This window comes from Phyllobacterium sp. P30BS-XVII, from assembly GCF_014138335.1.
Taxonomy (GTDB): domain Bacteria; phylum Pseudomonadota; class Alphaproteobacteria; order Rhizobiales; family Rhizobiaceae; genus Phyllobacterium; species Phyllobacterium meliloti.
Genome location: NZ_JACGXO010000004.1, coordinates 131,191 through 147,901, shown reverse-complemented (window position 1 = coordinate 147,901; position 16,711 = coordinate 131,191). Strand labels below are relative to the sequence as shown.

18 protein-coding genes are annotated in these 16,711 nt (G+C 55.9%); 3 read left to right on the top strand and 15 right to left on the bottom strand.

The annotated features are described in order from the left end of the window. Positions 1–5: 5 nt before the first annotated feature. Positions 6–470, top strand: coding sequence for a TonB system transport protein ExbD (gene exbD / locus FHW17_RS12975; RefSeq protein WP_112526187.1), 465 nt, complete (start codon positions 6–8; stop codon positions 468–470). Beyond that, positions 470–1,309 (top strand): energy transducer TonB, encoded by an 840-nt coding sequence (locus tag FHW17_RS12970; RefSeq protein ID WP_112526189.1) that lies wholly within the window; start codon positions 470–472, stop codon positions 1,307–1,309. Before exbD ends, FHW17_RS12970 begins: the two co-directional genes overlap by 1 nt. Here the strand turns inward: FHW17_RS12970 and FHW17_RS12965 are convergent. Genes FHW17_RS12965 through FHW17_RS12940 form a run of 6 tightly spaced genes read right to left on the bottom strand, consistent with a single transcriptional unit; the run spans position 1,306 to position 7,517 of the window. After that, positions 1,306–2,904, bottom strand: a complete 1,599-nt coding sequence (locus FHW17_RS12965; RefSeq protein WP_112526191.1) for a GMC family oxidoreductase N-terminal domain-containing protein — start codon at positions 2,902–2,904, stop codon at positions 1,306–1,308. The genes FHW17_RS12970 and FHW17_RS12965 overlap by 4 nt on opposite strands. A gap of 1 nt (position 2,905) precedes the next feature. Continuing rightward, entirely contained in the window at positions 2,906–3,889 is a 984-nt protein-coding gene (locus tag FHW17_RS12960) for a branched-chain amino acid ABC transporter permease (RefSeq protein ID WP_112526194.1), read from the bottom strand. A 1-nt stretch (position 3,890) separates the two neighbouring features. After that, entirely contained in the window at positions 3,891–4,778 is an 888-nt protein-coding gene (locus tag FHW17_RS12955; RefSeq protein ID WP_091882678.1) for a branched-chain amino acid ABC transporter permease, read from the bottom strand. 3 nt (positions 4,779–4,781) lie between these two features. Continuing rightward, entirely contained in the window at positions 4,782–5,492 is a 711-nt protein-coding gene (locus FHW17_RS12950) for an ABC transporter ATP-binding protein (protein WP_112526196.1), read from the bottom strand. Next, positions 5,485–6,306, bottom strand: a complete 822-nt coding sequence (locus tag FHW17_RS12945) for an ABC transporter ATP-binding protein (RefSeq protein WP_227989044.1) — start codon at positions 6,304–6,306, stop codon at positions 5,485–5,487. Before FHW17_RS12945 ends, FHW17_RS12950 begins: the two co-directional genes overlap by 8 nt. Positions 6,307–6,311: 5 nt before the next feature. Continuing rightward, positions 6,312–7,517, bottom strand: coding sequence for an ABC transporter substrate-binding protein (locus FHW17_RS12940; protein ID WP_112526198.1), 1,206 nt, complete (start codon positions 7,515–7,517; stop codon positions 6,312–6,314). Positions 7,518–7,822: 305 nt separating this feature from the next. Between FHW17_RS12940 and FHW17_RS12935 the strand changes: the two genes are divergently transcribed. Then, entirely contained in the window at positions 7,823–8,734 is a 912-nt protein-coding gene (locus tag FHW17_RS12935) for a LysR family transcriptional regulator (protein WP_113095852.1), read from the top strand. Here FHW17_RS12935 and FHW17_RS12930 read toward each other — a convergent pair. The 9 genes from FHW17_RS12930 to FHW17_RS12890 form a co-directional block, all read right to left on the bottom strand. Then, positions 8,716–9,840 (bottom strand): FAD-binding oxidoreductase, encoded by a 1,125-nt coding sequence (locus tag FHW17_RS12930; protein WP_182510062.1) that lies wholly within the window; start codon positions 9,838–9,840, stop codon positions 8,716–8,718. The two genes, FHW17_RS12935 and FHW17_RS12930, sit on opposite strands and share 19 nt — an antisense overlap. Then, positions 9,837–10,616 (bottom strand): carbon-nitrogen hydrolase family protein, encoded by a 780-nt coding sequence (locus FHW17_RS12925; protein ID WP_182510061.1) that lies wholly within the window; start codon positions 10,614–10,616, stop codon positions 9,837–9,839. Before FHW17_RS12925 ends, FHW17_RS12930 begins: the two co-directional genes overlap by 4 nt. Further along, entirely contained in the window at positions 10,613–11,413 is an 801-nt protein-coding gene (locus tag FHW17_RS12920) for an ABC transporter permease (protein WP_112526206.1), read from the bottom strand. The genes FHW17_RS12925 and FHW17_RS12920 overlap by 4 nt, the downstream gene beginning before the upstream one ends. Next, positions 11,410–12,264 carry an ABC transporter permease gene (locus FHW17_RS12915; RefSeq protein WP_091882659.1) on the bottom strand — a complete coding sequence of 285 codons (855 nt, stop codon included), beginning with the start codon at positions 12,262–12,264 and terminating at the stop codon, positions 11,410–11,412. Before FHW17_RS12915 ends, FHW17_RS12920 begins: the two co-directional genes overlap by 4 nt. Beyond that, positions 12,261–13,298, bottom strand: coding sequence for an ABC transporter ATP-binding protein (locus FHW17_RS12910; RefSeq protein ID WP_182510060.1), 1,038 nt, complete (start codon positions 13,296–13,298; stop codon positions 12,261–12,263). Before FHW17_RS12910 ends, FHW17_RS12915 begins: the two co-directional genes overlap by 4 nt. Before the next feature lie 108 nt (positions 13,299–13,406). After that, a complete protein-coding gene (locus FHW17_RS12905; protein WP_182510059.1) occupies positions 13,407–14,495 on the bottom strand; it encodes a PotD/PotF family extracellular solute-binding protein in 1,089 nt (362 codons plus the stop codon). Between the two features lie 70 nt (positions 14,496–14,565). Next, positions 14,566–15,213 (bottom strand): amino acid ABC transporter permease, encoded by a 648-nt coding sequence (locus FHW17_RS12900; RefSeq protein WP_112526213.1) that lies wholly within the window; start codon positions 15,211–15,213, stop codon positions 14,566–14,568. Then, positions 15,210–15,878, bottom strand: a complete 669-nt coding sequence (locus FHW17_RS12895; protein WP_182510058.1) for an amino acid ABC transporter permease — start codon at positions 15,876–15,878, stop codon at positions 15,210–15,212. Before FHW17_RS12895 ends, FHW17_RS12900 begins: the two co-directional genes overlap by 4 nt. Before the next feature lie 3 nt (positions 15,879–15,881). Continuing rightward, positions 15,882–16,691, bottom strand: a complete 810-nt coding sequence (locus FHW17_RS12890) for a transporter substrate-binding domain-containing protein (protein ID WP_182510057.1) — start codon at positions 16,689–16,691, stop codon at positions 15,882–15,884. Positions 16,692–16,711: the final 20 nt, after the last annotated feature.

Here is a 16,711-nt window from a genome sequence, read left to right as displayed (position 1 = left end):
AGATCATGGCTGGCGGTATCAGACACAACGTTTCTGACGACGATTTGCAGGAAAACCACGAGATCAACGTGACGCCGTTCATCGATGTCATGCTGGTTCTGCTGATCATTTTCATGGTGGCAGCGCCCTTGGCAACCGTCGATATCAATGTCGATCTGCCGGCATCAACGGCAGCCCCCGCTAACCGTCCTGACAAACCGCTTTATCTCACTTTGAAAGAAGATCACACCATCGCAATCGTCAACGACATGGTGACAAAGGAAACGCTTGGCGCGTTCCTTGATCAGAAGACGCAGGGCGACAGGGAAACACGCGTGTTCCTGCGCGCCGACCGCGCTGTGGATTATGGCGCGCTGATGGATCTGATGAATACCTTGCGCGCCAGTGGTTATCTCAAGATCGCGCTTGTCGGGCTTGAAAGCGCACCGTTGGCGCCAGCCATGCCTGCACCAACAGGAAGCGCGCAATAATGCCAGACAGGCCAGTAGCGCGCGTGGCAGGCCAGTTTCAAACGAACTGGCGTGAAATTGGCTTGTGGTCCGCAGCGGCCATCGTGGCAATTGGTGTTCATGCGGGAGCTGGCTGGTACGGATATAGCTACCAGTCAGACACAAGTGGCGGTGAAGTTGCTGCTGCCGTGATGATCGATATGGAGCCTTTGCCAGCGCCGGTCGTGCCTGAGGCTGTTGCTGAACTACCGCCTGTCGAACCGGAAAAGGTGACACCGGAGCCTGTTCAACAGGAAGCTGCTGCTCCCGAAATCCAACCGGAAAAGCCAGTTGAGCCGGAACCTCAACCAACGCCGGAGGAGCAGGTTGTGCCAGAGGAAGTGCAGCCGGAGGAAACGGTTGAACTGCCGAAGGTTGAAGTGCCGCTTCCTGTTGTCAAACCGGAACCGAAGAAGCTAGAGCCTAAAAAGGATGTGCCAAAAAAGATTGTGCGTAAAATCGCGAAGGCACGGGCAACTGATGTGAAAAGCGATACCGTGGTGGAGGCAAAGGCAGCGCCAGTTATGGCACGCTCCGCCTCGGCGTCTGAGGCTCGCGCGTGGGATGCCAAGTTGAATGCTCATCTCGCCCGATATAAACGAACCGTTCGCATTGGTGGGTCTGGCGGTACCCGATTGAAGGTTCGTATATCTATTGCGCTTGATGGAAGTGTGCAATCTGCAACGATTGCGTCGTCTTCGGGTAATCCGGACTACGATAGGGCGGCGATCACGATGGTGCAAAGAGCATCCCCATTGCCCACTCCACCAGAGGGAATGAGTAGGGGGGATTTGGTAAGGGTTTTACCGTTCACCTTCTAATTATTGCCCTGCTGGATCATCTCGGCTGCCTTTTCGGCAATCATGATTGTCGGGGAATTGGTATTGCCCGACGTGATCGACGGCATGATCGAAGCATCTGATATACGCAGGCCTTTGATGCCGCGTACCCGCAATTGCGGATCGACCACGGACTCCTGATCGGCGCCCATACGGCAAGTGCCAACGGGATGAAAGATCGTCGTGCCAATGGCTCCCGCCGCTTCAATCAGTTCCGCCTCGTTTTGATATTGCGGGCCCGGCTTGAATTCTTCCGGCCGGTAGCGCTGCAACGGCTCCTGCGCCACGATGTTGCGGGTGATGCGGATTGAATCCGCTGCCACGCGACGATCGCTATCCGTTGCAAGATAATTCGGACGGATAGCCGGATGTGCGCGGTGGTCAGGCGATTTGACATGAACCGAACCGCGGCTATCGGGCCTGAGATTACAGACACTGGCGGTAAAGGCAGGGAAGGGGTGAACATTTTCTCCGAACTTTTCCAGTGACAGCGGCTGTACGTGATATTGTAGATTTGCGGTCGCGAAAGACGGGTCCGAGCGGGTGAATACACCCAGTTGGCTTGGTGCCATCGACATAGGACCAGACTGGTTAAAGAGATACTCCAAGGCGATGGATGCCTTGCCAAGCAAGCGATTGGCTTTTTCATTGAGTGTCGGAATACCACTGACCTTATAGGCGCAGCGCAGTTGCAGGTGGTCCTGAAGATTTTCGCCGACAGAGCGCCGTTCAAGAACGGGCGTGACCCCGGCATTCTGCAGGACGCCGCCGCGTCCGATGCCCGACAATTCAAGAATTTGTGGTGAGCCCACAGCTCCGGCAGCAAGGATCACTTCACGGCGGCAGTTGATCGTGTGGATCGTTCCCGCCTGTTCGATTTCCACGCCCTTGGCGGTCAGGTCATCGATAATAAGCTTGCGCACATGGGCACCGGTCTCGACCCTGAGATTGGGCCGTTTCATAGCCGGACGAAGAAATGCCTTGGCGGTATTCCAGCGAATGCCGCGCTTCTGATTCACTTTGAAATAAGAACTGCCTTCATTGTCGCCGCGATTGAAGTCGTCCGTGCGCGGAATACCGGCTGCCTCGGCGGCATCACGAAAGGCATCGAGTATATCCCAATGCAGCCGTGCTTCTTCCACGCGCCATTCGCCGCCCGATCCATGGAAATCATCGGCACCCAGATAATAATCCTCCGATTTACGGAAGTAGGGCAGAACATCATCCCAGCCCCAACCGGTACAGCCATCCTGCCGCCATAGATCGTAGTCGCGCGCCTGACCGCGCATATAGATCATGCCGTTGATCGAAGAACAGCCGCCCAGCACTTTTCCGCGCGGATAGTTCAGGACACGTCCGTTGAGGCCCGGCTCCGCCTCGGTTGAAAAGCACCAGTCTGTACGCGGGTTGGAGATGCAGTAGAGATATCCGACCGGAATGTGAATCCATGGATAATTGTCCTTGCCACCCGCCTCGAGCAGAAGAACAGACACATTCGAGTCTTCCGACAGACGGTTGGCCAAGGTACAGCCTGCCGTGCCCGCCCCGACGATGATGTAGTCATAACTGGCTGTCATGTCAGTGCCCGGAGCTGCTCTCGAGTTTCTTGCCAAGGCGTGAAGCGTAGAGTTCACCGATGACGCCGCGCCGGAACACAAGCACGCAGACCATGAAGATGATGCCTGTGATGACGGTGACAGGAAATTCCGAAGTGGCGAGATAGTTTTCCAGCGCGGAGACAAATCCTGCACCGACGATCGGACCAACCAGCGTGCCAATGCCACCAAGCAGGGTCATCAGAACGACTTCACCGGACATCTGCCAGCTGACGTCGGTCAATGTCGCGAACTGAAAGACGATGGCTTTCAGCCCGCCCGCCAGACCTGTAAGGGCGGCGGACATGACGAAGGCTGCAAGCTTGTAGCGGGCAACCGAATAACCCAGCGATATGGCGCGGTTCTCATTTTCCCGGACGGATTTCAGGATCATACCGAATGGCGAATTGATGATGCGCCAGATGATAAAGATGCCGATCAGAAACACGGCGAGCACAAAGAAATACATATTGAGCGGATCATTAAGATCGATGAAGCCAAGAAGCTTGCCGCGCGGCACGCCCTGAATGCCGTCCTCGCCCTTGGTGAAGGATGCCTGCAGGCAGAAGAAAAAGAACATCTGCGAGAGGGCAAGCGTGATCATCGTAGAGTAAATACCCTGACGCCGAATGGCAAAGAAACCGATGATGAGGCCCAGAATACTAGCGCCGAAGACACCGAGCAGGATGCCAAGCTCAGGCGGAAAGCCCCATTCCTTGACCGAATGGGCGGTAAAATAGGCCGCTCCGCCAAAAAAGGCGGCGTGGCCAAAGGAGAGAATACCCGTATAGCCAAGCAGCAAATTGAAGGCGCAGGCAAAAAGCGCAAAGCACAATACCTTCATCAGGAAGACCGGGTAGAAGTGGAATGGTGCGAGAACAAGCAATGCAACGCCGATCAGGATCAGCACCATTTCAACAGTGAAGAACTTGCTTTTCTGAACGGAAGAAACTGTTGTATCGGTCATATCAGACCTCCTTGCCGAACAGGCCTGCCGGACGGACAAGCAGAACAATCGCCATGATGACGAAGATCACGATATTCGAGGCTTCCGGGTAGAACACCTTGGTCAAACCTTCGAAAATACCGAGCATATAGCCGGTGACGATGGCCCCAAGAATGGAGCCCATGCCGCCCACCACGACGACAGCGAACACGACGATGATGAGGTTCGACCCCATCAATGGGCTCACCTGATAGATCGGTGCTGCCATAATACCGGCGAGACCGGCAAGGCCTGCGCCCAGACCATAGGTAAAGGTGAGAAGCAGTGGCACGTTGATGCCAAAAGCCCGCACGAGGGTTGGATTTTCCGTGGCAGCGCGCAGATACGAGCCCAGCCGTGTCTTTTCGATCAGCAGCCACGTGCCGATGCAGACGGCAAGGGATGCAATCACCACCCAGGCACGATATTTCGGCAGGAACATGAAGCCGAGATTGTAACCACCGGCGAGCGCTGATGGCACCGCATAGGGTTGACCCGCTGCACCGTAGTAATAGCGGAACGTGCCTTCAATCACGAGCGCAAGGCCGAAGGTGAAGAGCAGCCCATAGAGATGATCGAGATTATAGAGACGCGAAAGTGCCACGCGCTCAACGATTGCGCCGGCAACGCCGACCACAATCGGCGCGAGGAGGAGGGCAGGCCAATAGCCGATACCAAGTTGTGCCAGCAGAAGATAACCGATGAAGGCACCCAGCATGTACTGGGCGCCATGGGCGAAATTGATCACGCGCAGCAGACCGAAGATGATCGCAAGCCCAAGGCTGAGCATGGCATAGAAGGAGCCGTTGATCAGACCGATGAGCAATTGTCCGAGAAAGGCCTGTAGCGGAACGCCGAAGATCATTGTCATGGATCAGACTCCCAGCGCTTCATTGAGCATGGTCATGCGGTCCGGCAGTTCCCGGACGTGGAAATTATCGATGATCTTGCCGTGGTCTACCACATAGAATCGGTCTGCAACCTTGCTGGCGAATCGGAAATTCTGCTCGACAAGCAGGATTGTCATGCCGCGTTGTTTCAGGGTGACAAGCACTTCGCCGATGCGCTGAACGATAACAGGCGCAAGACCTTCAGTCGGCTCGTCAAGCAGCAAGAGCTTCACGCCGGTGCGCAGGATGCGGGCAATCGCCAGCATCTGCTGTTCACCGCCGGAAAGTTTTGTACCCGGGCTGTTGCGCCGCTCTTTCAGATTGGGGAACAGGTCGTAAATCTCGGCGATGGACATGCCACCCTTGGCAACAATAGGGGGCAGGTTGAGATTTTCGTCGACGGACAGCGTTGCGAAGATGCCGCGTTCTTCCGGCACAAAACCAATGCCCGCATGGGCTGTGCGGTGCAATGGCACGCGCATCATGTCTTTGCCGTTAAACGTGATGCTACCGGTACGTTTGCGAATGATGCCCATGATGGAACGCAGGGTCGTGGTTTTGCCCACACCGTTGCGGCCAAGAAGCGTGACGGTTTCGCCCTCGTGAATATCAAGATTGATGCCATGTAGTGCGTGGCCTTCGCCGTACCATGCGTGGAGATCGCGAACGGCGAGAAGAGGTTTGGTGTCACTCATGTTCGGTCCCCATATAGGCGACACGCACCCGTTCATCCTGACTGACGGTCTGGTAGTCGCCGGAGATGAGGATTTCGCCGCGCTGCAAAACGGTGACCTTGTCGCAAAGGTCTGCAACGACCTTCAGATTGTGTTCCACCATGAGAATAGCCCGGTCGCGGGCAACTTCGCGGATAATGTCGGAAACGATGTGTACGTCCTCATGGCCCATACCGGCCATGGGTTCATCCAGCAGCAGCACCTTGGGATCAAGCGCCAGCGTGGTTGCAATTTCCAATACGCGTTTGCGGCCATAAGACAGGTCGGCGGCAAGTTTGTTGCGCGCGTCCTGCAGTCCCACAGCGCTGATCAGCTCCATGGCGCGGTCATTCAGACGGTTGAGCGCACTGGTTGGCAGCCAGAATTGGGTGGACAATCCACCGGGGCGCTGCAGGGCAACGCGCACATTGTCGAGGACTGTCAGATGCGGGAAAACCGCAGAAATCTGGAACGAGCGCACCAGCCCCATCCGGGCAACCTTGGCCGGGTCGGTTCTGGTGATATCGTGATCAAGCAGGGTGATTGTCCCGCTCGATGGTTGCAGAAATTTCGTCAACAGATTGAATACAGTGGTCTTTCCCGCCCCGTTCGGGCCGATCAGCGCATGCACTTTGGCATGATGAACATCCAGATCCACATTGTTGACGGCAATAAAGCCGCCAAAGTCCCGTCGCAGGCCACGGGCGGAGAGAACCACCCGGGACGCAGCGTTGTCGGCGTTGCCGGGAGAGGTCTGTCCTCCCCCGAAAGCCGTGCCTGTTAGCGAAGCCGTCATACGGATTACTTGGCCAGATCGCAGCCGCTTTCGGCTGGCTTCATGTAAGCTTCATCACCGGGAACCGTGGCAAGAACCTTATAATAATCCCATGGCTCCTTGCTTTCCGAGGGCTTCTTGACTTCCATCAGATAGACATCGCTGATCAGGCGGCCATTGGCACCAACCTTGGCACCCCGTCCGAAGACGTCGTCAACGGGCATTTCATGCATTGCTGCGGCGACCTTTACCGTATCGTCGGTTCCAGCTTTCTGGATAGCCTTCAGGTATTGCATGACGCCGGAATAAGTGGCGGCCTGAATCATGTTTGGCATGCGGCCGGTGCGCTTGAAGAACTTGCGTCCGAACTCGCGCGACTGGTCATCGCGATCCCAGTAGAAGCTTTCCGTCAGCGTCAATCCCTGAGCTGCTTCAAGACCAAGACCATGTACTTCGGCAAGCGTGAAGAGCAGGGCTGCCAGACGCTGGCCACCGGATACGATACCGAATTCGGCTGCCTGCTTGATAGCATTGGCCGTATCAAGACCGGCATTGGCAAGGCCGATAACCTTCGCGCCCGATGACTGTGCCTGTAGCAGGAACGAGGAATAGTCGCTGTTTGCAAGCGGATGGCGCACGGAACCAACAATCTTACCGCCCTTGGAGGTGACATATTTGCTTGTCTGCTCTTCCAACGAATAGCCAAAGGCATAATCGGCGGTCAGGAAAAACCATGTATCGCCGCCCTGCTTGACGAGCGCACCGCCGGTACCAACTGCCAGAGCATGGGTGTCATAAGCCCAATGGAAGCCATAGGGTGAGCACTGCTTGCCGGTCAGTTCAGCTGTCGCCGCACCGGTTACAAGATCGATCTTCTTCTTTTCCTTGGAGATACCCTGCACGGCAAGCGCAACGGATGATGTAGTCAGCTCCATGATCGAGTCGACCTGTTCGGTATCATACCATTGGCGGGCGATGTTGGAGGCAATATCAGGCTTGTTCTGATGGTCAGCGGTAATGATCTCGATCGGTGCATCCAGCACCTTGCCGCCAAAATCCTCGGCAGCCATCTTTGCCGCTTCATAGGACCACTTGCCACCGAAATCCGCATAGACGCCGGACTGATCGTTCAGGATGCCGATCTTGACCTTGCCGTCGGAAATCTCCGCGCTTGCCGCTGGCATGACGGTTGCTGCCATAAGGGCTGCGGTTGCTATTGCCAATAATTTCATTCTGTTCTCCTCCCAAAGAAATGCCGCTCACAGGATCATCGTATGATGGACCGTCGCGGGCTTGATTGTCTCGATTGAAAATGACCCGGAGACATGACGCAGATATGTCTGCGCACAACCGGTTCGGTTCTCCCTCCCTCAATCCGGTCAGCCATTCTCTCTGCCGGATAATTCTTGCCCCTATGATTGTCCCGTTTCTTCTGACGGGCAACCACTCTGTTGAAAAAACTGTAGCATTGACAAATAAGTACACAAACACCTATTTTCGAACAGAATAAGTACAAAAATGTACATTAAGGTAGGCCGTGCGGCAATATACGTGGGACGATCTTCAGTATTTTCTGGCCGTGGCGCGCACTGGCCAGCTTACGACAGCCGCCCGCCGTCTGCGCACCAATCATGTCACCGTTTCCCGCCGGATTGACCGGCTGGAGGAGGCACTTTCGGCGCGTCTGTTCGAACGCAATCCGCGTGGCTATATCCTCACGGCGCTGGGCGAAAAGCTGATTGAATCCGCTGAAATCATGGAGCGTGAAGCGGAACGCTTTCAGAATGAGGCATCCGGCGGCACGATTTCGCTGAGCGGTGTTGTGCGTCTCAGCATTCTCGAGGGCATTGCCAATTTCTTTCTGGCGGATCGGCTGCCGCGCATGGCGCAGGCCTATCCCAGCCTTTCCGTGGAGATGGTGACGATCCAGCAGATTGTTTCGCTTTCGCGCCGCGAGGCTGATTTATCGATAACATTGAATGCGACACGCACTGGCCCCTACCATCAGGAAAAGCTGATGCCGTATCGCCTGTTCATCTATGGCGCAAAGAGCTATCTGGCGAAACATCCGGCAATCCGGCAGCGGTCGGATCTCTCTGGCCACCGGTTCATTGGTTACATTGAGGATATGATTTTCACGCCGGGGCTCGATTATATGCGCGAGATTCTGCCGGGCCTGCGGCCTGCCTATCAAAGCTCAAGTATCTTTGCCCAATTGAGCGCGGCACGTTCCGGTTTCGGCCTTTGTATCCTGCCCTATTTCATCGCCTGCAATTACCCGGAGCTGGTGCCCGTTTTGGCAAAGGAGATGCATCTCAATCGCGATTACTGGCTGATCTGCCATGAGGATATCGTCAATACGCCGCGCATCCGCGTGCTCAGCGATTTCATCAGGTCGGAAGTGGGCAGCCAGACGGACATCTTCGGGGGCTACCCATTGCTCGGCTGAAAACGGGCAGCAGAAAGGCGCGGGGCGATTTGTGCCAGTGCATCCGGCAGCGATTCTTGGCGGATAAGCATTGCCGTGAATTGCGAGAGGGCCGGCGCCGTCTGGATACCATAGCCGCCCTGTCCGGCTAGCCAGAAGAACCCGTCAAGTTCAGCGTCAAAGCCCGCAACGGGGGTACGATCAGGCGCGAAGGTGCGAAGGCCAGCCCAGCTGCGCTCGACGCGATTTACAGGCACCGTCACCGCCTGTTCATAGCGATAGAGACCCTCAGCCAATATCATGTCATCGACATAGGCGTCGTGCGGTTCAACCGGAGTTTCATCACAAGGCGAGACGAACAGCCTCCCGCCGTCGGGCTTGAGATACCATGCTTCATTGGCGTCATCGACAAGCGGCCAGCCTCGGGTGTCATAGCCTTCAGGTGCTGGAAGAACTGCGATTGAGCGGCGCAACGGCGTAAGGCCAAGCGGCTTGCCGCCGAAAATACCCGCTATGACATCAGCCCAGGCACCCGCAGCATTGATAACAGTTTGAGCCCGGAATGTCTGATCAGCTGTTTCAACGAGCCAGAAGCCGCTCGAACGTCTGGCGCGGATAACCTCCGCATTTGTGCGAAGGTCTACACCGAGGCCTGTGGCCTTGCGCAGCCAACCCTGGTGCAGGGCGTTCACATCGATGTCCTGTGCCTCAGCCTGATAGCAGGCTGCTTTGATGTAATCGCGATTAAGAATCGGAACCATTTCAACGGCGCGATCGGCACTGATTTCCTCGACATTGACACCGTTCTTGAGCAGGTCTTCGCAATGTTCGATGCCGGTATCATCGGCAACAGTTAGAGAACCGCGTAGCGTCAGCAGCGGTTCAGGAAATAGCTTTGTATCGCGCTGCATGAACATTGGCGCGCTGGCGCGATTGAGCGCACGAATAACATCATTGCCGTAATTGGGCAGGAATATCGCAGCGGAACGTCCTGTCGAATGATAGGCTGGCTGGCTCTCCCGTTCGAGAATGATGACCTTGTGGGTGCTGGACAACTCGGCGGCGGCTCCAACACCGGCAATGCCAGCGCCGATTATGAGAACGTCGGTATCGATTATGTCGGTCATAGCAGTGCGAGGTCTTTCAGATAGGGATTATTTTCGATGGAAGCGGCAAACATGTGCCTGTTTATATCGGCAAACAGCAGCTGTTCCCTCGCATCGGTAGAGGCCGCAATCAGGCTGCCATCGGGTGCCGCAATGCGTGACAGACCGGCAAAACTAAAGCGTCCGTCATCACCAGCATGGTTGACATAGGCGACGAATATCTGGTTCTCGAAGGCGCGCACCTGAATCATATGGCCCGCGATGAACGTGCCGGATGGGCCCGCAGGAAGAGCTGTTGGCACAATGACCATCTGGGCTCCAGCCTGTGCAAGGCGACGCACATTCTCAGGAAATTCCACATCGTAGCAGATGAGTATCCCGAGCTTTAACCCGGCTATCTGGATGATACAGCTTGCTGGTTTTTCCGGGGTGAACAGGGCCCGCTCATAATCGCCATAGAGATGCGATTTGCGGTAAATTACGGGTTGCGCATCGCCGCAGACATAGGCTGCACTGTTATAAACATTATCGCCATCACGCTCGGCAAAGCCAGCGATGATCGCTATGGCATTTGCTTTGGATATTGCCTGTAACTGGCTGATCTGACTGCCATTTGCAGGTTCAGCCAATGCGGTGATTGCCTCGCCAGCACCATAGCCTGTCAGAGCTAGCTCCGGCACGACCAGAAGGTCGGCACCGGCTTTTGCTGCATCCATGGCGGCCTGTTCGATACGCGCAAGATTGGCATCAACATTGCCACAAACCGCCTGCATCTGAAGTGCTGCAATGCGCATCATTTGTCATCCGTGGCCATGGCGCCGAGAAGTTTTGGCAGATCGCCGAATTTGGCAACCAGCGAGAAAATCACCGCCGCAGTCGCGACAAAGAGGATTGTGACCGACGCCATGGTCGGCGTGTAGCCATAACGCAGTGCATTGAAAATTTTGATAGGCAAGGTTTCCAGCGTGAAGCCCACGGTCATGTAGGCAACGATATATTCGTTGAGCGACAGCACGAAAGCAAAGGCATAGCCCGACACCAGATAGGGCAGGATTAACGGCAGGATCACCGTGCGAAAAATGGTGCGGTCATTGGCACCCATCGTAGCGGCAGCTTCAACGAAAGAGCGATCAATAGCGGAAAAGCCAAGCGACAAGGTAACGAGCGGCAAGGTGACGAAGAAGATCGCATGGCCGATGACGGCGGTCCATGGCTGGCCGTAGAAACCTGTGGTGGCCCAGAACGTCAAAAGGCCAAGCGCGGTGATGACGGGTGGCAGCGTGAACGGCGCGATGCCAAGGACCTGAAAGATGTTGGCCCATGGCGCAATCCGCCGCCAGAGAAACCATGAAAGCGGTAGCGCGATCAGCACGGCCAAAGCCGCCGAAGTGGTGGCAAGCAGAACAGAGGCGAAAAGAGCGCTACGCCATTCCGGGTTGAGAAAAATCTCGCCATACCAGCCGAGCGAAAAACCTTGCGGCGGGAAGGCAAGGGTCTGCTTGGCATTGACCGATACGCCCGCGACCACAATCAATGGAAGCGCGAGAAAGAGGCCAATCGCAAAGAAGTAAAGACGACGGAGCCATGTGGTCATGCCTTTTCTCCCTTGCGTCCGATGAGCAGCGTCAGCGCCACAAGACCAAGTGTGACGAGTACCAGAAACACGGCCATGGCAGCGGCGAATGGCATATTGGACTGATAAATCGCCTGATCGGTGATGAGGACTGAAAGCGTCCAGTGTTGCGGCCTGCCAAGAATCTGCGGCAATAGATAGGAACCAAGCGCAAAAATGAACACCATAATAAGCGTTGCCATGATCGTATTGCGCAGCGCTGGTACAAGCACGTTGAAGAAGGCGCGCAGCGGCGATGAGCCCAACGTTCGCGCCGCTTCCATCAGGGTCGGATCAAGCCTGACAAGGGCGGGGTAAAGCACCAGCACCGTATAGGGCAGGGCCTGATAGACCATGCCTGTCAGCACCGCGCCGAAGCTGGGCGAAAGCGCGACGGCCTGTTTCATCAAACCAAGCTGTACGAGAATATTGGTGATCCCGGCTGTACGCGAGAACAGAGTGGACCACGCAAAGCCGATAATGACTTCCGACAGGGACAGCACGGAAAGCAGGGCGACGAGCCAGATCACCTGTAAGCGGCGTGGCAGCTTGGACAAGAGATAGGTAAAAGGTAGTGCAAGCACGACGCAGCATATGGCGACCGTAATTGCCAGCATGAGGGAAAACCCAAGAACGCCGCCAAAGAAAACGCTGAGAAAGCGCTCGTAATTGGAAAAGACGAAAGCGGGTGTATAGAAGCCACCCTGTTGGCGTTGGAAAAAGCTGACAGCGATCATCGTACCAAACGGCACGACAAAGAAGACGAGCAGCATACCGGCTGGGAAAAACAGCGGACCGTAATCGGCTACGGATTGCGGGGCTTCGCGCTTCATTGCTTCAGCACCACGCAAACGTCAGGCGCAAGCACGATGCCAACCTGTTGTCCGGCGGTGACTTCAGGCCGGGCACGCGGTGTTGAAACGGCAACGATCTGCTTGCCGCCTGCTTCGACAAAAGTTTCAATTGTGCCCCCGAGATCGCGCACAAAGGTCACGATGCCTTTGATCGCTCCGTTATCCGGCGCGGTCAGATGAACGTCTTCGGGGCGAACGGAAATCGTTGCCTTCTGCATACCGTTTGGAAGTATCAGGCCGGGAACCTTGTTTCCGAAAACGGTCGCTGCGCCGGAACTGTCAGCTGTGGTTTCGATGAGATTTGTCGAGCCGATAAAATCGGCGACGAACGTATCGGCGGGCTTGCGGTAAATTTCGATTGGCGAGGCGGCCTGCCGGATGTGGCCGCTATTCATCACGACGACCGTATCGGCCATGGTCATCGCTTCGCGTTGGTCGTGGGTGACGACAATGGTGGTAATGCCGAGCTTTTGCTGCAACTGCCGCAGTTCCACCTGCATTGCCTCGCGCAGCTTTGCATCAAGCGCTGAAAGCGGCTCATCCAGCAGAAACAGCTTTGGCGAAAGTGCAAGGGCGCGAGCTATGGCCACACGCTGGCGCTGCCCGCCCGATAGTTTCGAAACGGGTCGGTCTCCATAGCCGGGAAGGTGAATGAGGGCGAGAAGCTCATCAACACGCTTCTTCTGTTCTTCGCGGCTTTTGCCGCGAATGCGCAAGGGGTAGGCGATATTCTCACCAACGCTCAAATGGGGAAACAGGGCCAGCGACTGAAACACCATGCCGAGATTGCGCTTGTGCGTCGGGACCTTGGTAATGTCTTCGCCGTCGAGCAGAATGGAACCGCCTGTGGGATCATCAAGGCCCGCAATCATGCGCAGCAACGTGGTCTTGCCGCAGCCTGATGGCCCGAGCATGCAGACAAACGTTCCGTGCGGCACGGAAAGCTGCACATTTTCTACGGCGGTAAATGAACCAAATTGCTTGGTTACATTGTTGAGAACCAGTCCGGACATCAAGCCCCCATTTCATTGGTCTTATTCAAGGGGAAACCCGGTTTGGAATAATCCGGGTTTCCCACCAATACAGTCTAGCAATCTGCAGCCACCGGCCGCCAGTTGCAATCAGCCGACAATCAGCTCGGTCCATTTCTGGTTGAGGAAATCGGCCTTGGTCGTCAAAAGATCGTAGCGCGGCAGGATCGGCTCGATATCCGATGACACCGCGGCGAATTCCTTGTCGTTCAGATCGAGCAGTTCGCGCTTGACCGTTGGCGCGGTTCCCACTTTGCGCGACAATGTCGCCTGAATGGCTGGCTGGCTCATATAATCGATGAAGATATGAGCTTCATCGACCTTCTTCGACGCGCGTGACACTGCCCAGCAACCGGAATCCTGAATGCCGCCTTCTTTCGGGAAAGTCGAGCGAACCGGATGCCCTTCGGATGCGGCAAGGCCCGTAACATCGTGATAATACTGGCCCATTGGAATTTCGCCTGATTTCAGCGCCTGTTCGAACTGCGCTTCATCGCGATACCAGAGGCGGACATTCGGCTTCACTTCGGCCAGTTTATCGAAGACCTTGAGGATACCTTCTTCGGTATCGAGGGCATTGGTGCCCCCAAAGAAGGTCTTGGCAGTCACTTCCAGAAGGAATGAGTTGGAAACGAGCGCCAGCAGACCGAGCTTGTCAGCATTTGCCGGGTCCCAAAGTGCCTGCCATGAGGTTGGCGCTTCCTTGTAGACGTCGGTATTGGTGACAAGGGTGATGTACCACGCAACGGCACCGATACCGGCGACACGCCCGTCAGGGTATTTGTTGATGAAACGGTCAATCAGGTTCTTGGAGTTTGGCAGCTTCGATACATCGAGGGGGGTCCACAGATTTGTCGACTGTCCCTTGATCATCGACACCTGCGACATCATCGAAATATCAGCCGGTGCGGCGCCAGCCTTGGCGGCCTGCTCAAGCTGAACCAGCCATGCTTCGCCTGTTGGTTCGGCGACGGACTCAACGGCTATGCCGGTTGCCTTGGTGAACTCAGGGAAAATGTTCTTGTCGAACGAATTCTTGAAATAGCCGCCATAGACGCCAATCTTCAGCGACTTGTCCTGCGCGCGCAACAGGGATGGCATGGCGAGCATGGCGGTGCCTAGAGCGCCCGCACCAAGCACGGTCCGCCGGCTAATGCCTTTCTTGAGAATTTTATCCATAGTCCGATCTCCTTTTCTATTGCCAGTTTCTGGCTGATTCCCACTCTTTTTACCAACAGCCGCGCAAGCTCTAACGCTGTGCGGCACGAAGCTCCAATTTCTTAGTGTAGCGCGTCAGCGGATAGCACAGAACAAAATAGATCAGCGCGACCAGCCCGTAGACAGTGAAAGGTTCGAATGTTGCATTGTTGATGGCGTTCGAGGTTCGGACCAGTTCCTCAAATCCAATGATCGAAGTCAATGCCGTGCTCTTGATCAGCTGCACCAGAAAACCCACCGTCGGCGCGCGTGTGATCGCGAAGGCTTGCGGGAGGATAATCAGGCGCAACTGCGCGACATAATGCAGACCGAGACTGCTCCCGGCGTCCCACTGTCCGTTTGGCAGGGATTGCACGCCGCCGCGCCAGATTTCGGCAAGGAAAGCGCTGGCACAGAGCGTCAGACCAAGCACCGCTGCCGTCCATGCCTCAATGCGGAAACCGAGGAGGGGCAGGCCGAAAAACAGCAGAAACAGCTGCATGAGCAACGGCGTTCCCTGAAACAGGCCGATATAATATTCAGCGCTGCGCCTTAGCCATTTCCGTTTTGAGATACGGGCCAGGAGGATTGCGACACCGACTATAGCACCTCCAGTAAAGGCAACGATGGAAAGCAGTACCGTCCAGCGGGCGGCCAGCAGCAGATTGCGCGCTATGTCCCAGAAGGTGAATTCGATCATGCCATGCCTCCGGCAATCGACCGGCGTCCAGCGGCATAAAGCAGTCTGCGCAGTCCGATACTCAGCCCGAGATAAACGAGGGTCACGATAAAATAGGTCTCGAACGCGCGGAAAGTGCGTGCCTGAAGCATATCTGCCTCATACGTCAATTCCCGCACGGCAATTTGCGACACCACGGCAGATTCCAGCATCATGATGACGATTTGGCTGGTCAGGGCAGGGAAGATGACCTTCAACGCCTGCGGCAGGACGACTTTGATGAAGATGATCCTTGGATGGAGGCCGAGCGCCTTTGCCGCTTCCGTCTGTCCTTTTGGCACGGCATCCAGACCAGCACCAACGATCTCGGTGCTGTAAGCCGCCATATTCATGGTCATGGCAAGGATCGCCGCCGTCACCGGATCAAGGCGGATGCCGAAACGCGGCAGCCCGAAGAAGATGAAGAACAGCTGTACCAGAAACGGCGTGTTGCGGATCAGTTCGACGTAACCCGCAACGAGCTTGCGCAAGATCGCATGACGGCTGCGACGCCCGATGGCACCGAAGATGCTCAGCACCGTGCCAGCGACGGAGGTCACGACGATCAGGAAAACCGTCATGCCCGCGCCGCTGGCGATCATGCCGATCGCATCATTCAGCCAGCCGAAATCGAGCGCATAGCCCACCGGTCAGTCCTTGAGGTTCGCAGGATTGAGCGGTGTCTTGAGCCATGCTTCGGAGCTTTTGTTCAAAGAACCATCGCTAAGCATCTTGGCAACGGCATCGTTGATCGCCTGCTTGAACCGGTCTTCTTTCTTGTTCAGGGCGATATGTGACGGCGAGGTCAGAAGCTGGAATTTCTGCTCCGGCGCAAGCGCTTCCTGACGGGCAAGAACCTGCGCGCCCACATCATTGCCGACCACCATGAGCTGGGTCTGGCCCGCAATGAAGGCCTGAATGACAGCATTGTAATTGTCAAAACGTTTTACATCGGCGGAGGCTGGAGCTGCGGCCGTTAGGGACGTGTCTTCGAGTGTGCCACGATTGACGGCTATGCTTTTGCCGGCAAGATCATCCTTGCCTTTCACTGCAAGCGCCTTTGGGCCGATGACCGCGATGTAATAGGGCGCATAGGGCGCAGCAAAATCAATGACCTGCTCGCGTTCCTTGCTGTAACCGACGCTCATGAGCAGATCGACGCGATGTTCGGTGAGATACGGAATACGGTTCTGGCCGGTGACGCTGACGGTCTTGAGCTTCACCTTCAACGCATCGGCAAGAGCCTGCGCCACATCGATATCATAACCCTTGAGGGTCATATCGGCGCTGGCTGAGGAAAAGGGTGGAAAGTCAGCGAAGACGCCAACATTGAGAACCCCCGCCTTGGTGATGTCGTCGATGGCATCGGCCCGAGCTTTACCCGTAGTGACGCCAATTGTTGCGCCGCCCAGCAGCAAAAGCGCGGCAAAAGATGATTTGAGCGTAGTCTTGAATGTCATGTTGGTCCCCATTTTTATTG